Annotated in this window: 18 protein-coding genes; 5 read left to right on the plus strand and 13 right to left on the minus strand. The window is 72.1% G+C overall.

From position 1 onward, the window contains the following. Together FHY05_RS13200 and FHY05_RS13205 are read right to left on the minus strand one after the other, a co-directional pair. The coding region (locus FHY05_RS13200) for an IlvD/Edd family dehydratase (RefSeq protein WP_183944936.1) at positions 1-1,440 on the minus strand (1,440 nt) is incomplete at its 3' end. Positions 1,441-1,453: 13 nt separating this feature from the next. Then, the gene (locus tag FHY05_RS13205; protein ID WP_183944937.1) at positions 1,454-2,599 is read right to left on the minus strand and encodes an aldose epimerase family protein; all 1,146 of its coding nucleotides are present in this window, start codon (positions 2,597-2,599) and stop codon (positions 1,454-1,456) included. 144 nt (positions 2,600-2,743) lie between these two features. Here FHY05_RS13205 and FHY05_RS13210 point away from each other — a divergent pair, with 144 nt between their 5' ends. The 3 genes from FHY05_RS13210 to FHY05_RS13220 all read left to right on the plus strand — a co-directional run bounded on the left by FHY05_RS13210 (position 2,744) and on the right by FHY05_RS13220 (position 5,691). Then, on the plus strand, positions 2,744-4,063 hold the full coding sequence (locus FHY05_RS13210; protein ID WP_183944938.1) for a sugar MFS transporter: 1,320 nt from the start codon (positions 2,744-2,746) through the stop codon (positions 4,061-4,063). Between the two features lie 212 nt (positions 4,064-4,275). Then, on the plus strand, positions 4,276-4,698 hold the full coding sequence (locus FHY05_RS13215; protein WP_183944939.1) for a 23S rRNA (pseudouridine(1915)-N(3))-methyltransferase RlmH: 423 nt from the start codon (positions 4,276-4,278) through the stop codon (positions 4,696-4,698). A gap of 3 nt (positions 4,699-4,701) precedes the next feature. Further along, positions 4,702-5,691, plus strand: coding sequence for a murein hydrolase activator EnvC (locus FHY05_RS13220; RefSeq protein WP_260181551.1), 990 nt, complete (start codon positions 4,702-4,704; stop codon positions 5,689-5,691). 370 nt (positions 5,692-6,061) lie between these two features. On the opposite strand, the gene FHY05_RS13225 is transcribed toward FHY05_RS13220, so the two are convergent. From FHY05_RS13225 to FHY05_RS13240, 4 genes are read right to left on the minus strand one after another with little or no spacing between them, the layout of a single operon-like run. Beyond that, on the minus strand, positions 6,062-7,003 hold the full coding sequence (locus tag FHY05_RS13225; protein WP_183944940.1) for a Gfo/Idh/MocA family protein: 942 nt from the start codon (positions 7,001-7,003) through the stop codon (positions 6,062-6,064). Continuing rightward, complete coding sequence (gene araD1, locus FHY05_RS13230; protein ID WP_183944941.1) at positions 7,000-7,995, minus strand: AraD1 family protein; 996 nt, start codon at positions 7,993-7,995, stop codon at positions 7,000-7,002. The genes FHY05_RS13225 and araD1 overlap by 4 nt, the downstream gene beginning before the upstream one ends. Next, on the minus strand, positions 7,992-8,630 hold the full coding sequence (locus FHY05_RS13235) for a 2-dehydro-3-deoxy-6-phosphogalactonate aldolase (protein ID WP_183944942.1): 639 nt from the start codon (positions 8,628-8,630) through the stop codon (positions 7,992-7,994). The genes araD1 and FHY05_RS13235 overlap by 4 nt, the downstream gene beginning before the upstream one ends. After that, entirely contained in the window at positions 8,627-9,505 is an 879-nt protein-coding gene (locus FHY05_RS13240; RefSeq protein WP_183944943.1) for a 2-dehydro-3-deoxygalactonokinase, read from the minus strand. Before FHY05_RS13240 ends, FHY05_RS13235 begins: the two co-directional genes overlap by 4 nt. Positions 9,506-9,601: 96 nt before the next feature. Between FHY05_RS13240 and FHY05_RS13245 the strand changes: the two genes are divergently transcribed. After that, the gene (locus FHY05_RS13245; protein WP_183944944.1) at positions 9,602-10,480 is read left to right on the plus strand and encodes an SMP-30/gluconolactonase/LRE family protein; all 879 of its coding nucleotides are present in this window, start codon (positions 9,602-9,604) and stop codon (positions 10,478-10,480) included. A 242-nt stretch (positions 10,481-10,722) separates the two neighbouring features. On the opposite strand, the gene rsfS is transcribed toward FHY05_RS13245, so the two are convergent. From rsfS to FHY05_RS13275, 6 genes are read right to left on the minus strand one after another with little or no spacing between them, the layout of a single operon-like run. Next, positions 10,723-11,112 (minus strand): ribosome silencing factor, encoded by a 390-nt coding sequence (gene rsfS, locus FHY05_RS13250; protein ID WP_183944945.1) that lies wholly within the window; start codon positions 11,110-11,112, stop codon positions 10,723-10,725. A 9-nt stretch (positions 11,113-11,121) separates the two neighbouring features. Next, positions 11,122-11,760, minus strand: coding sequence for a nicotinate-nucleotide adenylyltransferase (locus FHY05_RS13255; protein ID WP_183944946.1), 639 nt, complete (start codon positions 11,758-11,760; stop codon positions 11,122-11,124). Then, on the minus strand, positions 11,757-12,152 hold the full coding sequence (locus tag FHY05_RS13260; RefSeq protein WP_183944947.1) for a type II toxin-antitoxin system RelE/ParE family toxin: 396 nt from the start codon (positions 12,150-12,152) through the stop codon (positions 11,757-11,759). Before FHY05_RS13260 ends, FHY05_RS13255 begins: the two co-directional genes overlap by 4 nt. A gap of 40 nt (positions 12,153-12,192) precedes the next feature. Continuing rightward, positions 12,193-12,450, minus strand: a complete 258-nt coding sequence (locus FHY05_RS13265; RefSeq protein WP_183944948.1) for a CopG family ribbon-helix-helix protein — start codon at positions 12,448-12,450, stop codon at positions 12,193-12,195. Continuing rightward, positions 12,447-13,709, minus strand: a complete 1,263-nt coding sequence (locus tag FHY05_RS13270; RefSeq protein ID WP_183944949.1) for a glutamate-5-semialdehyde dehydrogenase — start codon at positions 13,707-13,709, stop codon at positions 12,447-12,449. Before FHY05_RS13270 ends, FHY05_RS13265 begins: the two co-directional genes overlap by 4 nt. Before the next feature lie 47 nt (positions 13,710-13,756). Further along, positions 13,757-14,029 carry a hypothetical protein gene (locus FHY05_RS13275; protein WP_183944950.1) on the minus strand — a complete coding sequence of 91 codons (273 nt, stop codon included), beginning with the start codon at positions 14,027-14,029 and terminating at the stop codon, positions 13,757-13,759. 93 nt (positions 14,030-14,122) lie between these two features. Here FHY05_RS13275 and msrB point away from each other — a divergent pair, with 93 nt between their 5' ends. Continuing rightward, on the plus strand, positions 14,123-14,620 hold the full coding sequence (msrB, locus tag FHY05_RS13280) for a peptide-methionine (R)-S-oxide reductase MsrB (RefSeq protein ID WP_183944951.1): 498 nt from the start codon (positions 14,123-14,125) through the stop codon (positions 14,618-14,620). Positions 14,621-14,660: 40 nt separating this feature from the next. Here the strand turns inward: msrB and FHY05_RS13285 are convergent, their stop codons facing one another. Next, a complete protein-coding gene (locus tag FHY05_RS13285) occupies positions 14,661-15,158 on the minus strand; it encodes a CHAP domain-containing protein (protein WP_183944952.1) in 498 nt (165 codons plus the stop codon). Positions 15,159-15,362 lie beyond the last annotated feature (204 nt).

The following is a 15,362-nucleotide window of genomic DNA, read 5'->3' on the forward strand; positions in this document are numbered from 1 at the left end:
GACGCCCTCGGTGATCAGATACGCCGGCGGGCGCATGTTCACCACCTCGGCCGCGCCGGGATAGCCGACCGGCCCGGCGCCGCGCATGAACAGCAAGGTCTCGGGCGTGATCCCGGTGGCGGGGTCGTCGATCCGGGCGTGATAGTCCTCGGGCCCGTCGAACACCACCGCGGGGCCCTCGAAGGCGTTGGGATCCGCCGGGTTGCTCAGATAACGGTCGCGGAACTCGGGCGAGATCACGCTGGTCTTCATCACCGCCGCGTCGAACAGGTTGCCCGACAGCACCAGGAACCCCGCCGCCTCCTTGAGCGGCCGGTCGTACGGGCGGATCACCGCCTCGTCCTCGATGGGAACGCCGCGGCAGTTCTCGCCGATCGTGCGGCCGTTGACCGTCAGCGCGCCCTCGGCGATCAGCCCCTGCCCGATCAGCTGGCTGACCACCGCGGGGACGCCGCCGGCGCGGTAATAATCCTCGCCGAGATACTCGCCCGCGGGCTGCAGGTTGACCAGGAGCGGCACGCCGTGTCCCTCGCTCTCCCAGTCCTTGAGCGGCAGCTCGACGCCGACGTGGCGCGCCAGCGCCGCCAGGTGGATCGGCGCGTTGGTCGAGCCGCCGATCGCCGAATTGACCTTGATCGCGTTGTGGAACGCGTCCCTGGTCAGGATGTCCGAGGGCTTGAGGTCCTCCGCCACCATCTCCACCACGCGCTTGCCGGTGAGATAGGCCACCTCCTGCCGGTCGCGGTAGGGCGCCGGGATCGCCGCCGAGCCGGGCAGCGACATGCCCAGCGCCTCGGCGAGGCTGTTCATCGTCGTCGCGGTGCCCATCGTGTTGCAATAGCCGGTCGACGGCGCCGACGACGCCACCAGCCGGATGAACTCGGCGTCGTCGATCTCGCCCGCGGCGAGCAGCTGGCGCGCCTTCCACACGATCGTGCCCGAGCCGGTGCGCTCGCCCTTGTGCCAGCCGTTGAGCATCGGCCCGACCGACAGCGCGATCGCGGGGATGTTGACCGTGGCGGCCGCCATCAGCGCGGCCGGCGTGGTCTTGTCGCAGCCGATCGTCAGCACCACGCCGTCGAGCGGGTAGCCGTACAAGACCTCGACCAGCCCCAGGTACGCCAGGTTGCGGTCGAGCCCCGCGGTCGGGCGCTTGCCCGTCTCCTGGATCGGGTGGACCGGGAACTCCAGCACGATCCCGCCCGCCTCGCGCACGCCCTCGCGCACCCGCTCCGCCAGCACCAGATGGTGGCGGTTGCACGGGCTGAGGTCGCTGCCGGTCTGCGCGATGCCGATGATCGGCTTGCCCGAGCGCAGCTCGTCGAGGCTGAGACCGAAGTTGAGGTAGCGCTCCAGGTACAGCGCCGTCATGTCGATGTTCGCGGGATTGTCGAACCACGCCCGGCTGCGCAGCGCCGGCGGTGTAGTGCTCTCAGTCATCGGTCGCTCCGGGTCAGCGCGCCGTCGAAACGCGGAAGACCATGATATGATGGTAGGGCTTGCCCGGCTCGACGCGCGCCGAGCCGAACGCCGGCTGGTTGGGCGTGTCCGGGAATTTCTGCGGCTCCAGCGCGATGCCGTCGCCCATGCGATAGACGTGGCCCGACTTGCCGATCAGCGAGCCGTCGAGGAAATTGCCCGAGTAGAATTGCACGCCGGGCTCCGTGGTGAGCACCTCGAGCACGCGCCCGGACACCGGGTCCTCCAGCCGCGCGGCGAGCTGCGGATCCTTGGTGGCGCCCTTGTCGAGCGCGAAATTATGGTCGTAGCCGCGGCCGATCACGATCTGCGGGTCACGCCCGTCGCGCACGCCCTCGCCGACGATACGCCCTTGGGTGAAGTCGAACACCGTGCCCGCCACCGGCTTGAGCTCGCCGGTCGGGATCAGCGTGGCGTCGACCGGTGTATAGCGCTTCGCCGGGATCGTCAGCTTCTGCGCGTAGATGCCGCCGGCGGAGCCCTCGCCCGCCATGTCGAAGAGCGCGTGGTTGGTGAGGTTGACGATGGTCGGCGCGTCGCTCTTGGCGCCGAGATCGATCGTCAGCGAACCGGCGTCGTCGAGGCTGTAGGTCGCGGTCACCTGGAGCGTGCCGGGGTAACCCTGGTCGCCCGCCGGGCTGGTCATCACCATGGTGACGCTCGCCCTGGGGCCGGACTTCACCTCGGTGATCTTCCAGATCACCTTGTCGAAGCCCTTGGTGCCGCCGTGGAGCGAGTTGGTCTTGTCGTTGAGCGGCAGCTGATAGCTCTTGCCGTCGAGCGCGAACTTGCCGCCGCGGATGCGGTTGGCATAGCGTCCGACGGTCTGGCCCCAGAAATTGGGCTTGGTGACGTAGCTGGCGGCGTCGTCATAGCCGAGCGTGATATCAGCGACCTTGCCGTCGCGCCCCGGCACGTTGAGCGACTGGAGCGTCGCGCCCAGCGTCATCACGCGGGCGCTGACGCCGTTGCTGCCGCTGAGCACCACCGCCTCGATCGCGGTGCCGTCGGGCAATCGGCCGAACGCCTCGCGCTTCGCGGTCGCGGCCTCGGCACCCACCGCCGCCAACAGGCTGCCGGCCGCCATCGTCCACCCGCTCCACGCAGCCAATCTCACCATCGCCGACCTCTCCCGAACGTCCAGCACACGCGCCGCAGCACCGCCGGTCCGCGGCGTTTCCGCATTGACCCGACGACCGCCCGGAATATAGTCAGACATATCGAGCACGCGCAACCCAGTTCCGCGCGTCACAGGGAGAGGATGATGGCCGGACCACCGATTTCCAGCGGCGCTGTCGCGACGGGGGGCGGAGGAGCCGTCTCGTATCGCCCCGCGCTCGCGCTGCTGGCCTCGCTGTTCTTCATGTGGGGTTTCATCACCGTCCTCAACGACATCCTGATCCCGCACCTGAAAGCGGTGTTCGACCTCAACTATACCCAGTCGCTGCTGATCCAGTTCGTCTGGTTCATCGCCTACGGCGTCGCCTCCTTCCCCGCCGCCAAGCTGATCGAGCGGATCGGCTACAAGAAGTCGATGGTGGTCGGCCTGCTGATCATGGCGGTCGGCGCGCTCGGCTTCGTCCCGGCGTCGCAGCTCGCCTCCTACGGCTTCTTCCTCACCGCATTGTTCGTGCTCGCCACCGGGATCACGCTGCTCCAGGTCGCTGCCAACCCGTATGTCGCGGTGATCGGCCCGCCCGAGAGCGCCTCCTTCCGGCTCAACCTGGTGCAGGCATTCAACTCGCTCGGCACCTTCGTGGCGCCGACCTTCGGCGCGATGCTGATCCTGTCGCGCTCGGCCTCGGGCACGAGCGAGGGCGGCACGACGCAGCTGAGCGCGGCGCAGCGGCTCGCCGACGCGCAGTCGGTGCAGATGCCTTACATACTGATCGCGGGCGTGCTGGTGGTGATCGCGGTGACGATCGCGCTGTTCAAGCTGCCCCAGCTCGGCTCGGCCACCAACCGCATCGCCGCCGACGAGCGCCGCCGCCACTCGCTGTTCCAGCACCGTAACCTGGTGTTCGGCGTGCCGGCGATCGGCCTGTACGTGCTCGCCGAGATCTGCGTCGGCTCGCTGCTGATCAGCTTCATCCAGCAGCCGCAGATCGCCAACCTCAGCGCCGCCGACGCCAGCGGTTACCTCACCCTGCTGTGGGGCGGGATGATGGTGGGCCGCTTCGTCGGCGCCGCGATCATGCGCTACATCGCCCCGGAGAGGCTGCTGGCGTTCAACGCTTTGGTCGCCTTCGTGCTGGTGATGACCGCGGTGCTGTTCACCGGCCATGTCGCGATGTGGGCGCTGGTGCTGGTCGGGCTGTTTCACTCGATCATGTTCCCGACGATCTTCACGCTGGGGATCAAGGGCCTGGGCCCGCTCACCGAGGAGGGCTCGGGGCTGCTGATCATGGCGATCGCGGGCGGCGCGCTGGCGACGGTGCAGGCGTGGATCGCCGACCACCACGGGCTGAGCATCTCGTTCCTCGTGCCAGCGGCGTGCGAGCTGTACGTGCTGTTCTACGCGGTCTGGGGTTCGCGCCCGACCAATGCCTTCCCCGACAGCGCGGCACAGGAGACCGCCGCCTGACGCGGCGGCGCGCCGCCGATGGCGCGTCGACGGCCGCGGCCTCCCAGGAGATCCCTCCGCGGCGCTCCCGGCATGCTCCCCATCTACCGTCATCTCGGAACACGGCCGGGATGACGGCGGAGGCGCGACAAGCCTCCCTTCGCGGGGATGATCGAGGCGTCGCCCGACACAGGGCAGATGACGCCGCGGCGCGCAGCCGCTAACCTCGCGCCATGCTGCTCCACATCGTCGCGCGCGGACGGATCGGGCGCTCGCCCGAGGGTGAGCTGGTCGACCGCTATCTCAAGCGCATCGCCTGGCCGACGCGGCTGAGCGAGCTGCCCGATCGCGGCGGACGCGAGCCCGATCGACCGGCGCAGGGGCGGCGCGTGCTGCTCGACGAGAAGGGCGAGATGCTCGGCTCCGCCGCCTTCGCCGCGACGCTCGGCCGCTGGCGCGACGACGGCGTCCGCGAGGCGCGGTTCGTGATCGGTGCGGCGGACGGCTTCGGCGACGTCGAGCGCGGCGAGGCCGACCTGCTGCTCTCCTTCGGGCGCGCCACTTGGCCGCACCTGCTCGCGCGCGCGATGCTGGCAGAACAATTGTTCCGCGCCACCAGCATCCTCGCCAACCATCCTTATCATCGCGAGGGCTGAGGCATGCGCTCGCCCGGCCTCGGCGCGACGCTCGCGCTCGCGCTGCTCGCGCCAGGCGCCGCGGCGCTGCCCGAGCCGTCGGCGCGCGCGGCGGGACCGCAGCTCGCCGGCGCCGAGACGGAGATCGCGGTCGAGCGCGCGCGTGCCGACGCGATCGCGGCTCGGCTCGCGCGTCAGCGGTCCGCGCTCGCGGCCGAGCAGGGGCCGGTCGTGCGGCTGGTCGCCGCCCTGGCCGCGGTGGCCCGGCGCCCGCGCGCGGCGCTGCTGCTGCGCCCGGGCAGTGTCGTCGATCTCGTCCACGTCGAGGCAGTGCTCGGCGCCGCGATGCCGCGGCTCGAGCAGCGCACGGCGACGCTGCGGGGCGCCCTCGCGCGCACGCGGGCGCTGGCGGCCAGTGCGGCGGCGACCGAGCGCGCGCTCGCCGCCGAGCGCACGCGGCTCGTCGAGGCACGCGAGCGCCTCGCCGCGCTCGGCGACGGCGACGAGCGCGCCCTGGCGCTGGAGGAGTCGGCGCGCGACACCGCCGACCGGATCGCCGCGCTCGGCGGCGCGCAGGCGGTGCTCGGTGAGCTGATCGCGCTGCCGGCGCCACCGCGGCCGGACGCGGCGAGCGCGGCCGGCGCGGCGGCGCCGGCCTACCGCCTGCCGGCCCGCGGTCGGCTCGTCACCGGCCTGGGCGAGCTGTCGGGCAACGGCGTTCGCTCGCGCGGGCTCACGCTGGCCGTGCCGCGCGGCGCCGCCTTGGTCGCGCCCGCGGCGGGGACGGTGCGCTACGTCGGGGCGTTCCGCAGCTATGGTACGATCGTGATCCTCGACCATGGCGCCGGCTGGCAGACGCTGGTGACCGGGGTCGGCACGCCCGCGGTGACGAACAACACGGCGGTAGCGGCGGGCGCGCTGCTCGGTCGGGCCGCGACGCGCGGCGAGCCGACGGTGACGGTCGAGCTGCGCCGCCGCGGCGTGCCGGTCGACGTGGCGCAGCTGGTGGGGTGAACGGCGTGACCGGATGGGGCCGCCGCGTGCCCGCATGGGCGGCTTCCTCTGCCTCACCCTCGCCTGCCGTCGAGCCCCGCGGCGGCCGTGACCGCCCGCCGCGGTGTGACGAGGACGCTTGAACCCTGCTGGCACCGGGCGTTGGCGCGAGGCTCGTCGCGGAGCCGTGGTCACTCGTTCTCGCGCACACGCGGGAACCCAGGGTCACGCGCGACAACGGTCGCTGACGCCGGCGCCCCCTGGGCTCCCGCCTGCGCGGGGGCACGAGGAACGCATGGGCAAGGCCGCGCTCCTGTCAGCGATGTCGCGCGCGTACCCTGGGGAGGCGGTCGCCGCCGGGGACGCGCCGACCGTCACTCCGGGGGACCGATCACTCCACGAACGGCTCGACGCCGATATGACGTCCGCGCAGGAACGCGTCGGCGACCAGGCGCAGCGGCGCGACGTCCACGTCGGACTCGCCGGCGCGCACGATCTCGGCGAAGCGACGGTACAGTCCGGGATATTCGCCGTGCAGCTCGGCGTCGTGCGCGAGGGCCTCCGCGCCGTCGATCGTCAGCACCGAACCGCCCTTGGCGAGCAGCAGCGTGCCCGCGTCGGTCTCGACCTCGATGTCCCAGTGCTGCGGACCCTCCTGGCGGAAGTCGAGGTCCATCGCGATCGCGCTGCCCGCGGTGTCGCGGAAGGCGACGCGCGCGGCGATCGGGGCGGCGCGGTTCGACGGCACGTCCAGCTCGGCGGTCTCGACGAAGAAGGGGCGCGGCAGGATCCGGGTCGCGATCGACAGCGCGTTGATGCCGGGATCGAACACGCCGAAGCCGCCGGGTTCCCAGATCCAGTCCTGCCCCGGGTGCCAGACGCGCACGTCCTCGCGCCAGGTGATCGTGGCGCGCTTCACCTCACGCCCGGCGAGCCAGGCGCGCGCGGGCTCGACCCCGTCGGCGTAGCGCGAGTGCCAGCTGGCGAACAGGCTGACGCCGCGCGCCGTCGCCGAGTCACGGAGCGCGGTGACCTCGGCCAAGGTCGCGCCCGGCGGCTTCTCGAGGAAGACGTGCCAGCCCTGCTCGATCGCGAACTGCGCGATGGCGCGGCGCACCTGCGGCGGGGTGCAGAGCGCGACCGCGTCGACCGCCACGCCGCTCGCGGCGAGCGCCTCGACGTTGGCGAAGAACGGCAGGCCGTTGACCGGCTCGCCGTGGCGGCTGACCGTCGCGACCAGCTCGATGTCGTCGTTGCCGGCGATCGCGGGGAGGTGCTGGTCGTGCGCGATCTTGCCCATGCCGACCAGCGCGAGGCGGATGCGGGCGCTCACAGTGCGCGCACCTGCACCGGCGCGTCGGGCGCGTCGGTCAGCGGGTTGCGCAGCGGCAGCGCGAAGGGCGCGGCGCTGATCTCGAACACGTCACCCGGCCGGGTCTTGACCCCGTCCGCCACCGACAAGGTCGCGGTGCCGAAGAAGTGGACGTGCACGTCGCCGGGACGGCGGAAGCCGGCGTACTTGAAATGATGGTGCTCGAGGTTGGCGAGATGGTGCGACATATTGTCCTCGCCGGTCAGGAACGGCTTCTCCCACAAGGTGGCGCCGTCGCGGACGATGCGGCTGGTGCCGCGGATGTCCGCCGGCGGCGTGCCCAGCAGCAGCTCGGGGCCGAGCGCGGCCTGGCGCAGCTTGGAATGCGCCAGCCAGAGGTAATTGTGCTTCTCGGTGACGTGGTCGCTGAACTCGTTGGCGAGCGCGACGCCGAGCCGATAGGGCGTGCCATCCTCGCCGATCAGGTAGATGCCGGCGAGCTCGGGCTCCTCGCCGCCGTCCTGCGCGAAGGCGGGCGAGGCGAGCGGCGCCTCGGGCGCCACCAGCGACTGGCCGTCGCCCTTGTAGAACCATTCGGGCTGCTGGCCCACCGCGCCCGCGGCGGGCTTGCCGCCCTCGACTCCCTCGAGGAACATCCGCATCGAGTCGGTCTGGTGCGCGGCGTCGGCCGCGGCCTTGTGCATCTTGTCGCGCCCCTCGGCCGAGGCGAGGTGGGTCAGACCGGTGCCAGCGAGCAGCAGCCGCGCGCCGTCCTCATGGTCGATCGCGGGGAGCAGGCGCTTGGCGTCGAGCTCGGCGACGAGGTCGACCGTCTCCCCGGAGCGGCGCGCCGCCGCCGCCTCGGCGAGCGTGGTGCCGCGCGCGATCGCCTCCAGGGCGAGCGCGCGCGTCGTGTCGACGCCGTCGAGGAACCAGGCGCTGTCGCCCTCGGCGAGGATGACGCGGCGACGACCGTCGTCGCCGCGGTGCTGGAGCAGGCGGGTGAAGCTCATGCGAGGTCCTTGAGCGCGGTGATGTATTGGTGGGCGTCCGCGCCCACCGCCGCGGCCGACTTGCCCGGGCGGTAGAGGTTGGAGCCGAGCCCGAAGCCGTCGGCGCCCGCGGCGCGCCACTCGGCCATGTTCTGCGGGGTGATGCCGCCGACTGCGAGCATCCGCGTCGCCTTCGGCAGCACCGCGCGCTGCGCCTTGAGGAAGGCCGGGGTGGTGCCGTCGGCGGGGAAGAGCTTGAGCGCGGTGGCGCCGGCGGTGAGCGCGGCGAAGCCCTCGCTCGGGGTGAAATAGCCCGGCAGCGACACCAGCCCGGCCGCGACGCTCGCGTGGATCACCTCGGGGTTGGTATTGGGCGAGACGATCAGCGTGCCGCCCGCGTCGCGTACCCGCGCGACGTCGTCGGTGGTGAGCACGGTCCCGGCGCCGACCATCGCGCGCCCGGCGAGACGCTCGGCGAGCAGCCGGATGCTCTCGATCGGCTCGGGCGAGTTGAGCGGCACCTCCAGCAGGGTGAAGCCTGCCTCCACCAGCGCGTCCGCTACCGCGGGTGCCTCGGCCGGGGTGAGGCCGCGCAGGATCGCCACCAGCGGCGCCTGGCGGAAGGCGGCGTCGAACGCCGCGAGATAGTCGGTCATCGGGTCATCTCCCACAGCTGGTGGATCCCGGCGGCGAAGGCGCGCTCGCTGTCGAGCGCCAGGGCGGTGCCGCCGCACGAGTCGATCGCGGCGGCGTAGAGCGTGGCCAGGTCCCCGCTGGCGAGCAGCTGGACGGGGCGGCCCTTGAGGTCGGTGCGCGCGCCGACATCCGCGCCGATCAGCACGCCGCTGGCGAAGCTGGCGGCGTCGAGCGCGTCGAGCCGGTCGAGCAGGACGCGCGCGCGCACCTCGAACAGCGCGACGGTGAGGTCGCGCGCGCCCGCGCCGCGCGCGACGCCGGCGCGGAAGGCGGCGCCGTCGGCGACCGGCCCGTCGAGCATCGCGCTGAGGATGCCGTGGCCGCGCAGCAGCGCGAACAGCTCGCCCGTCAGCGCGGTGGCGACGTCGGTGATCTGACCCGCGGTGGTGGCGATCCACTTGTTGTGGGTGCCGGGCTGGCAGAACAGCGCGTCGTCGGGGGCGAGCCCGGCGGCGAGCGCGCCGAGCACCTGCACCTCCTCGCCGCGCATCACGTCGGCGCGCGCACCGCTGCGCAGCGCGACACCGGGCAGCAGCAGCGCGTCAGCGTCGGGGAGGCGCAGCGTACCGGCCGCCAGCGCGGCGAGGTCCGCGGGAGCATCGACATAGGGCACCTCGCGCCAGCCGCGGTTCGATCCGACCATGCCAGCCGCGATCACCGGCAGCTCACCCAGCTGCGCGCGGATCGCGGCCAGCTCGGCGGGATAGCCCTCGGCGGTGAGCGCGAGCACGCCGCGCGAGTCGCGCACGCACGGCCCGAACGTCCCGTCCGCCGCGACGCGCCAGGCGCGGCGGTTGGTCGTGCCCCAGTCGATGGCGATATAGTCGCCCGCCACGCATCCTCCTTATCTATTTGTAAGACATAAACCGCTGTGCGATCAGGTCAAGCTGCTGCCGGCGTCGATCGGCGACAGAGCAGAAGGAGAGCGAAGATGGCAGACGAGGTGACGACGCTGTGGCGCGGCGGCGCGCTGCTGGGCGAGGGGCCGGCCTGGGATCCCGCGCGCGGGGTGCTGTGGTTCACCGATATCAAGGCTCGCCGCGTTCATCGCTACGATCCCGCGAGCGGTGACGTGACGCAGTGGGACGCGCCGGCGCAGGTCGGCTGGGTGCTGCCCGCGGACGACGGTGCCCTGATCGCGGGGTTGCAGACCGGGTTGGCACGTTTCGATCCCGCCGACGGCAGCTTCGCGCATCTCGCCGAGGTCGAGCCCGAATGGCCCGGCAACCGCCTCAACGACGCCACGGTCGCGCCCGACGGTTCGATCTATTTCGGCTCGATGGACGATAGCGAGAGCGGGCCGACCGGCCGCGTGCACCGCTGGGACGGCTCCTCTTCGGTGGCGACCGCGATCCCGGCGGTGGCGATCACCAACGGCCCCGGTATCGCGCCTGACGGGCGGACGCTCTACCATGTCGACACGGTCGGCGGGGTGATCCACGCGGTCGAACTCGCGCCCGACGGCACCACCGGGACGATGCGCGACTTCGCCCGCATCGACCCGATCGACGGTCATCCGGATGGCGTGAGCGTCGACTCGGCCGGCAACGTCTGGGTCGGGCTATGGGGCGGCTGGCGCGCGCGGCTCTACTCGCCCGCGGGCGCGATCCTGCGCGAGGTGCGCCTGCCCGCGTCGAACGTCACCAAGATCGCGCTGGGCGGGCCCGAGCTGCGTACCGCTTATGTGACGACCGCGAGCGTCGGCCTCGACGACGCCGCGCGCGCGGCGCAGCCCGAGGCCGGCGGGCTGTTCAGCTTCGCCGTCGAGGTGCCGGGTCAGCCGCTGCCGCTCGCACGCGCGGGCGGATAAGGGGCGTCGCCTGTGTCCGCGAGGTGGCCTGGTTCATGCGGAAGGACGATGAGCCGGTCGAGCCGTCGTCTCGAGGCCCCGCCCCCTCGGGGCCGCCTCGAGACCCGGCCGGGACAAGCTCGCCTGCTCTCAACGTGACAGGTGCGGGCGATCCTGTGCCGTCGCGGGCGCGTAATCGCATCGCACCAACAGCACCGGCCGTCCCGCGGGGGGCCTCTATGAGGCAGGGCGTCCCAGCCGGATCACGCCACCCCGGCCGCGGGCGGGGCGTCACCGAACGACCACATCCGCTCGAGATTGTAGAAGCTGCGCACCTCGGGACGGAACAGGTGGACGATCACGTCACCGGCGTCGATCAGCACCCAGTCGGCGCTGGGCAGCCCCTCGATCCGCGCCGATCGGCCCGTCTCGCCCTTGATCTTCTCCGCGAGCTTGGACGCCATCGAGGCGACCTGGCGGGTCGAGCGCCCGCTGGCGATCACCATATGGTCCGCGATCGACGACTTGCCCGCGAGCGGGATCGAGATCGTGTCCACCGCCTGGTCGTCGTCGAGCGATCGCAGGACGAGCTGGTGCAGCGCCGCGGCCTGATCGGCGTCGGCGGAGCGGTGAACGGGGTCAGTGGCGGGCAAGGTAACTCCTCAAGATGCCGCGGACGCTGCGGCGGGCGTGTCGGCTGTGGATATGGGATCGGCGAAACGAACGTGCCAGGCAGGATCAGCGGCGCGAAGCTGCGTCGCGGACGTCGGGTCAGGGCGGAAACGTAGCAGCACCAGGGCTGGCACACTCCACTCGGTCCATTTCCTCGCCTGGCGTGCGGGCCGCCGAAAGCGCCGCAGCCAACCCATCGCGGGGGCCGCGAGGGCGCGCGCATCATAGCCCGGACGCGCCACCACCGCAATCGGCATCGTCCGCGCGATCGTGCGCCAGCGCTGCCACTCGTGGAACTGCGCGAGATTGTCCGATCCCATGATCCACACGAACCGCGCGCGCGGATAGCGGCGCGACAGTTTGGACAGCGTGTCGGCGGTGTAGCGCGTGCGCAGCCGCGCCTCGATGTCGGTGGCACGGATCGGCGCGCGCCGCGCCATCGCGCGGGCGGAGGCGAGCCGCGCCGGCAGCGGCGCCATACCGCGGCGCGGCTTGAGCGGGTTGCCGGGCGAGACCAGCCACCACACCTCGTCCAGCTCGAGCGCGCGGATCGCCTCCAGCGTGAGGTGGCGATGCCCGCGGTGCGCCGGGTTGAACGAGCCGCCGAGCAGGCCGATGCGGCGGCTCACGTCAGCCCCGCCTGGTCGCCGCGCGCCGGCGCGGGGCGAAGGCCCGCGTCGTCCTCACGCCAATCCTCGCGCTCATGGTACACGCGCAGCACCTCGCAGCGCTGCGCGGCCAGCCGATAGTGGATCAGATAGGGCGTCCCCAGCACGCGCAGCACGCGCGTGTCGCGGCGATGGCGTCGGCCACCGTGGGGAAAGTCGCGGAGAAAGTCGGCGCGTCGCCGGATCGCGGTCACCATCGCCAGCGCGGTGGCGGGTGAGACATGCTCGTCGAGCCACGCGTCGATCGCGATCAGGTCGTCGAGCGCGGCGCGGGCCCACACCACCGGCAGCCTGCTCGGCGCGAGCGCGCTGGCGCGACGGCGGGCTGGCGATCCGCTCCCATAGTCCCTCACGCGGCCGACAGCGTCGGGCGCGGCACCGCCGCGGTGGGGACTAGTCGCATCGGGCGCGATGCCGCGCGATCATCGCCTCGAGCGCGCGCATCACCTCGTCGTGGTCGACGATGTCGCCGCGCTCGACCTGATCGATGCCGAGCTGAACGAAGCCGTCCGACGCGGCCTCGCGCGCCACCGCGTCGCGGATCGCGAAGGCGGCGAACGCCTCGCTGGTGATGCCGCGCGCCGCCGCGATCGAGTCGACCAGGGCGACGGTCGCGTCGTCGAGTTCCGCGGTGATCGCGCGTGCCCTCACCCGCGCACCTGGCCGCTGCCGCGCCCCAGCCACTTGTAGGTCGTCAGCCCCTCCAGCGCGACGGGGCCGCGCGCGTGCAGCCGGCCGGTGGCGATGCCGATCTCGGCGCCGAGTCCGAACTCCGCGCCGTCGGCGAACTGAGTCGAGGCGTTCCACAGCACGATCGCCGAGTCGACCGCGGCGAGGAAGCGCTCCGCCACGTGCGCGTCCGCGGCGACGATCGCGTCGGTGTGGTGCGAACCGTGCCGCGCGATATGCGCGAGCGCGCCATCCACCCCGTCGACCACGGCTACCGCGGCGATGGCGTCGAGATATTCGGCATCCCAGTCGCTCGGCTCGGCGGGTTCGACCGCGGCGAGCAGCGCACGCGCCGCGGCATCGCCGCGGAGCGCGCAGCCCGCCTCCGCCAGCGCGGCGAGCAGCGCGGCGGCGTGCGGCCAGCCGCGATCGATCAGCAGCGTCTCCATCGCGCCGCATACGCCGGTGCGGCGCAGCTTGGCGTCGATCACCACCGCGCGCGCCATGGCGGGATCCGCCGAGGCGTGGACGAACACGTGGTTGACGCCGTCCAGATGCGCCAGCACCGGCACGCGCGCCTCGGCCTGGACGCGCGCGACCAGGCTCTTGCCGCCGCGCGGGATGATCAGGTCGATCGCGCCCTCGGCCGCGAGCATCGCCCCCACCGCGGCGCGGTCGGTGGTGGGGACGAGCTGGACCGCGTCGGCGGGCAGCCCGCCCGCGACCAATCCCTCGACCAGCGCGGCGTGAAGCGCCCGATTGCTCGCCACCGCCTCGGAGCCACCGCGCAGGATCACCGCGTTGCCCGAGCGGACGCACAAGGCCGCGGCGTCGGCGGTAACGTTGGGGCGGCTCTCGTAGACGATGCCGATCACCCCGATCGGGACGCGGACGCGGCTGAGCTGGAGACCGTTGGGACGAGTGGTCCGGTCGATCACCTGCCCGACCGGGTCAGGCAGCGCGGCCACCGCGTCGACGCCCTCCGCGACACCGGCGAGTCGCGCTGGATCGAGCCGCAGCCGGTCGACCAGCGCCGGCGCCAGCGCGCGATCACTGGCGCGAGCGACGTCCTCGGCGTTCGCGGAGAGAATGTCGGCGGCACGGTCGCGAAGGGCAGTGGCGGCAAGGCGCAGCGCGCAGGCCTTGGTCGTCTCGTGTGCCGCCGCCAGCGCGTGCGCGGCCCCGCGCGCGCGCGCGGTCATGGTGTTGATCAGAACCGGAGGGGACAGCGGGTCGAGCATGGCGCGGTGGGGTAGCACGCGCGCGCCGTGGCGCCCAGCCGGAAGCGCTAGACCACCGCGGCGATCCGCGACTCCTCGGACGCGGTACAGGCGCCGTCGCGCGCGCCACCCGCCGCTGGTGGCTTGGCACGTCCCATCGTCCAGTTCGCCTGCAGCCGAACCCGCGGGTTTGGCGCGCACCAGATCTCGCCGGTCTCGTTGATCGCGGTGACCCAGATCAGATTGTGCTCCTGGCCGTAGTCGATCACCGCGAAGGCATAGCCCGGCCCACGATCGAGCACATGAACCGGGAGCGGCGGGTCGAGCTGCTGGAAGGACATGGAAAGAGGCTCCGTTGCGCCATCTTAACCCATGCAAGCTTTTTGTGGTTCCCTGTGCTGGCGAGGCGCTGGCACAATCCTATATCGCGCGACATGACTGATACGCCGCTTCATCGCCGCCGTTTTCTCGCGCTCGCCTCGCTCGGCACCGCGGGCGTCGCCTTGGTGGGTTGCGGGCGACAGGCCGAGGCCGCGGCCGAGCGGTTCGTCGTGACCAAGACCGACGCGCAATGGCGGCAGCAGCTCGGCCCGGCGGCCTATGACGTGCTGCGCCACGAGGGAACCGAGCGTCCCTTCACCAGCCCGCTCAACGACGAGCACCGCGCCGGCACGTTCACCTGCAAGGGCTGCGCGGCCCCGCTGTTCTCGTCCAGGACGAAGTTCGACAGCGGCACCGGCTGGCCCAGCTTCTACGCACCGCTGCGTGACGCGGTGGCGACGCGGACCGATCGCAGCCTCGGCATGGCACGGGTAGAGGTGCACTGCCGGCGCTGCGGCGGCCATCTCGGCCACGTCTTCGACGACGGTCCGCCGCCGACCGGCAAGCGTTACTGCATGAACGGAGTGGCGATGACGTTCCGGACGGGGTGAGGCAGCGGCGCGATCCCGCCCGTCGTCAGCCGGCGATCGCTCATTCGCCGTCGACGGGCAGCGCACCGGCGACCGGCGCCGCCGCGGTGGTGGCGATCGTCATCGGCGCGAGCGGCGCGCGCTCTTCGTTCATCGGGGCCTTGTCGCGATAGATGAAGCCGGCGAGGGGATAGCTGGTCGTGCCGAGGTCACCGTTGCCGGCGTACCAGACTCGCACCATGCTCCAGTCGCCGGCGGACGAGACGTCGACCGCGCGCACGTCGCGCTCGATCCCACCACGGCGCGACCAATTGGCGTGGGTGAGCAGCACCTCGCGGTCACTGACGATCCGGCTCACCATCGCGACGTGGCCGACCGGCATGCCGCGGGTCGCCTTGAACGCCATCACCGCGCCCTCCTGCGGCACATGGCCGCGCTCGTAGCGACCGGCGGCCTGGCCCCACCACGTATCGGCATTGCCGCGGATGGCGATCCCCGAGACCTCGCGGGCGTACGGCGCGCACTGCAGGTAGCGCGCCTGCGCCGGCGCCACGGTCATCAGCGCGCACGATATCACCAGCGCGAATCGCGCTGTCAGAGTCTTAGAATTCACGGGCGACCCCCCGGTCTCTCGCAACTGTCGAGCCTCTGCTACGCCGCGATTCCTGACCGAACAAACACCTCAGGAACCTTTCCGGACGAGTCGAGTTGCGGCGGCGGTGAGCCGAACATGTCCCGCGAGAAAACGACAGCGTCACTGTCC

Source organism: Sphingomonas sp. BK580, from assembly GCF_014194975.1.
GTDB lineage: Bacteria > Pseudomonadota > Alphaproteobacteria > Sphingomonadales > Sphingomonadaceae > Sphingomonas.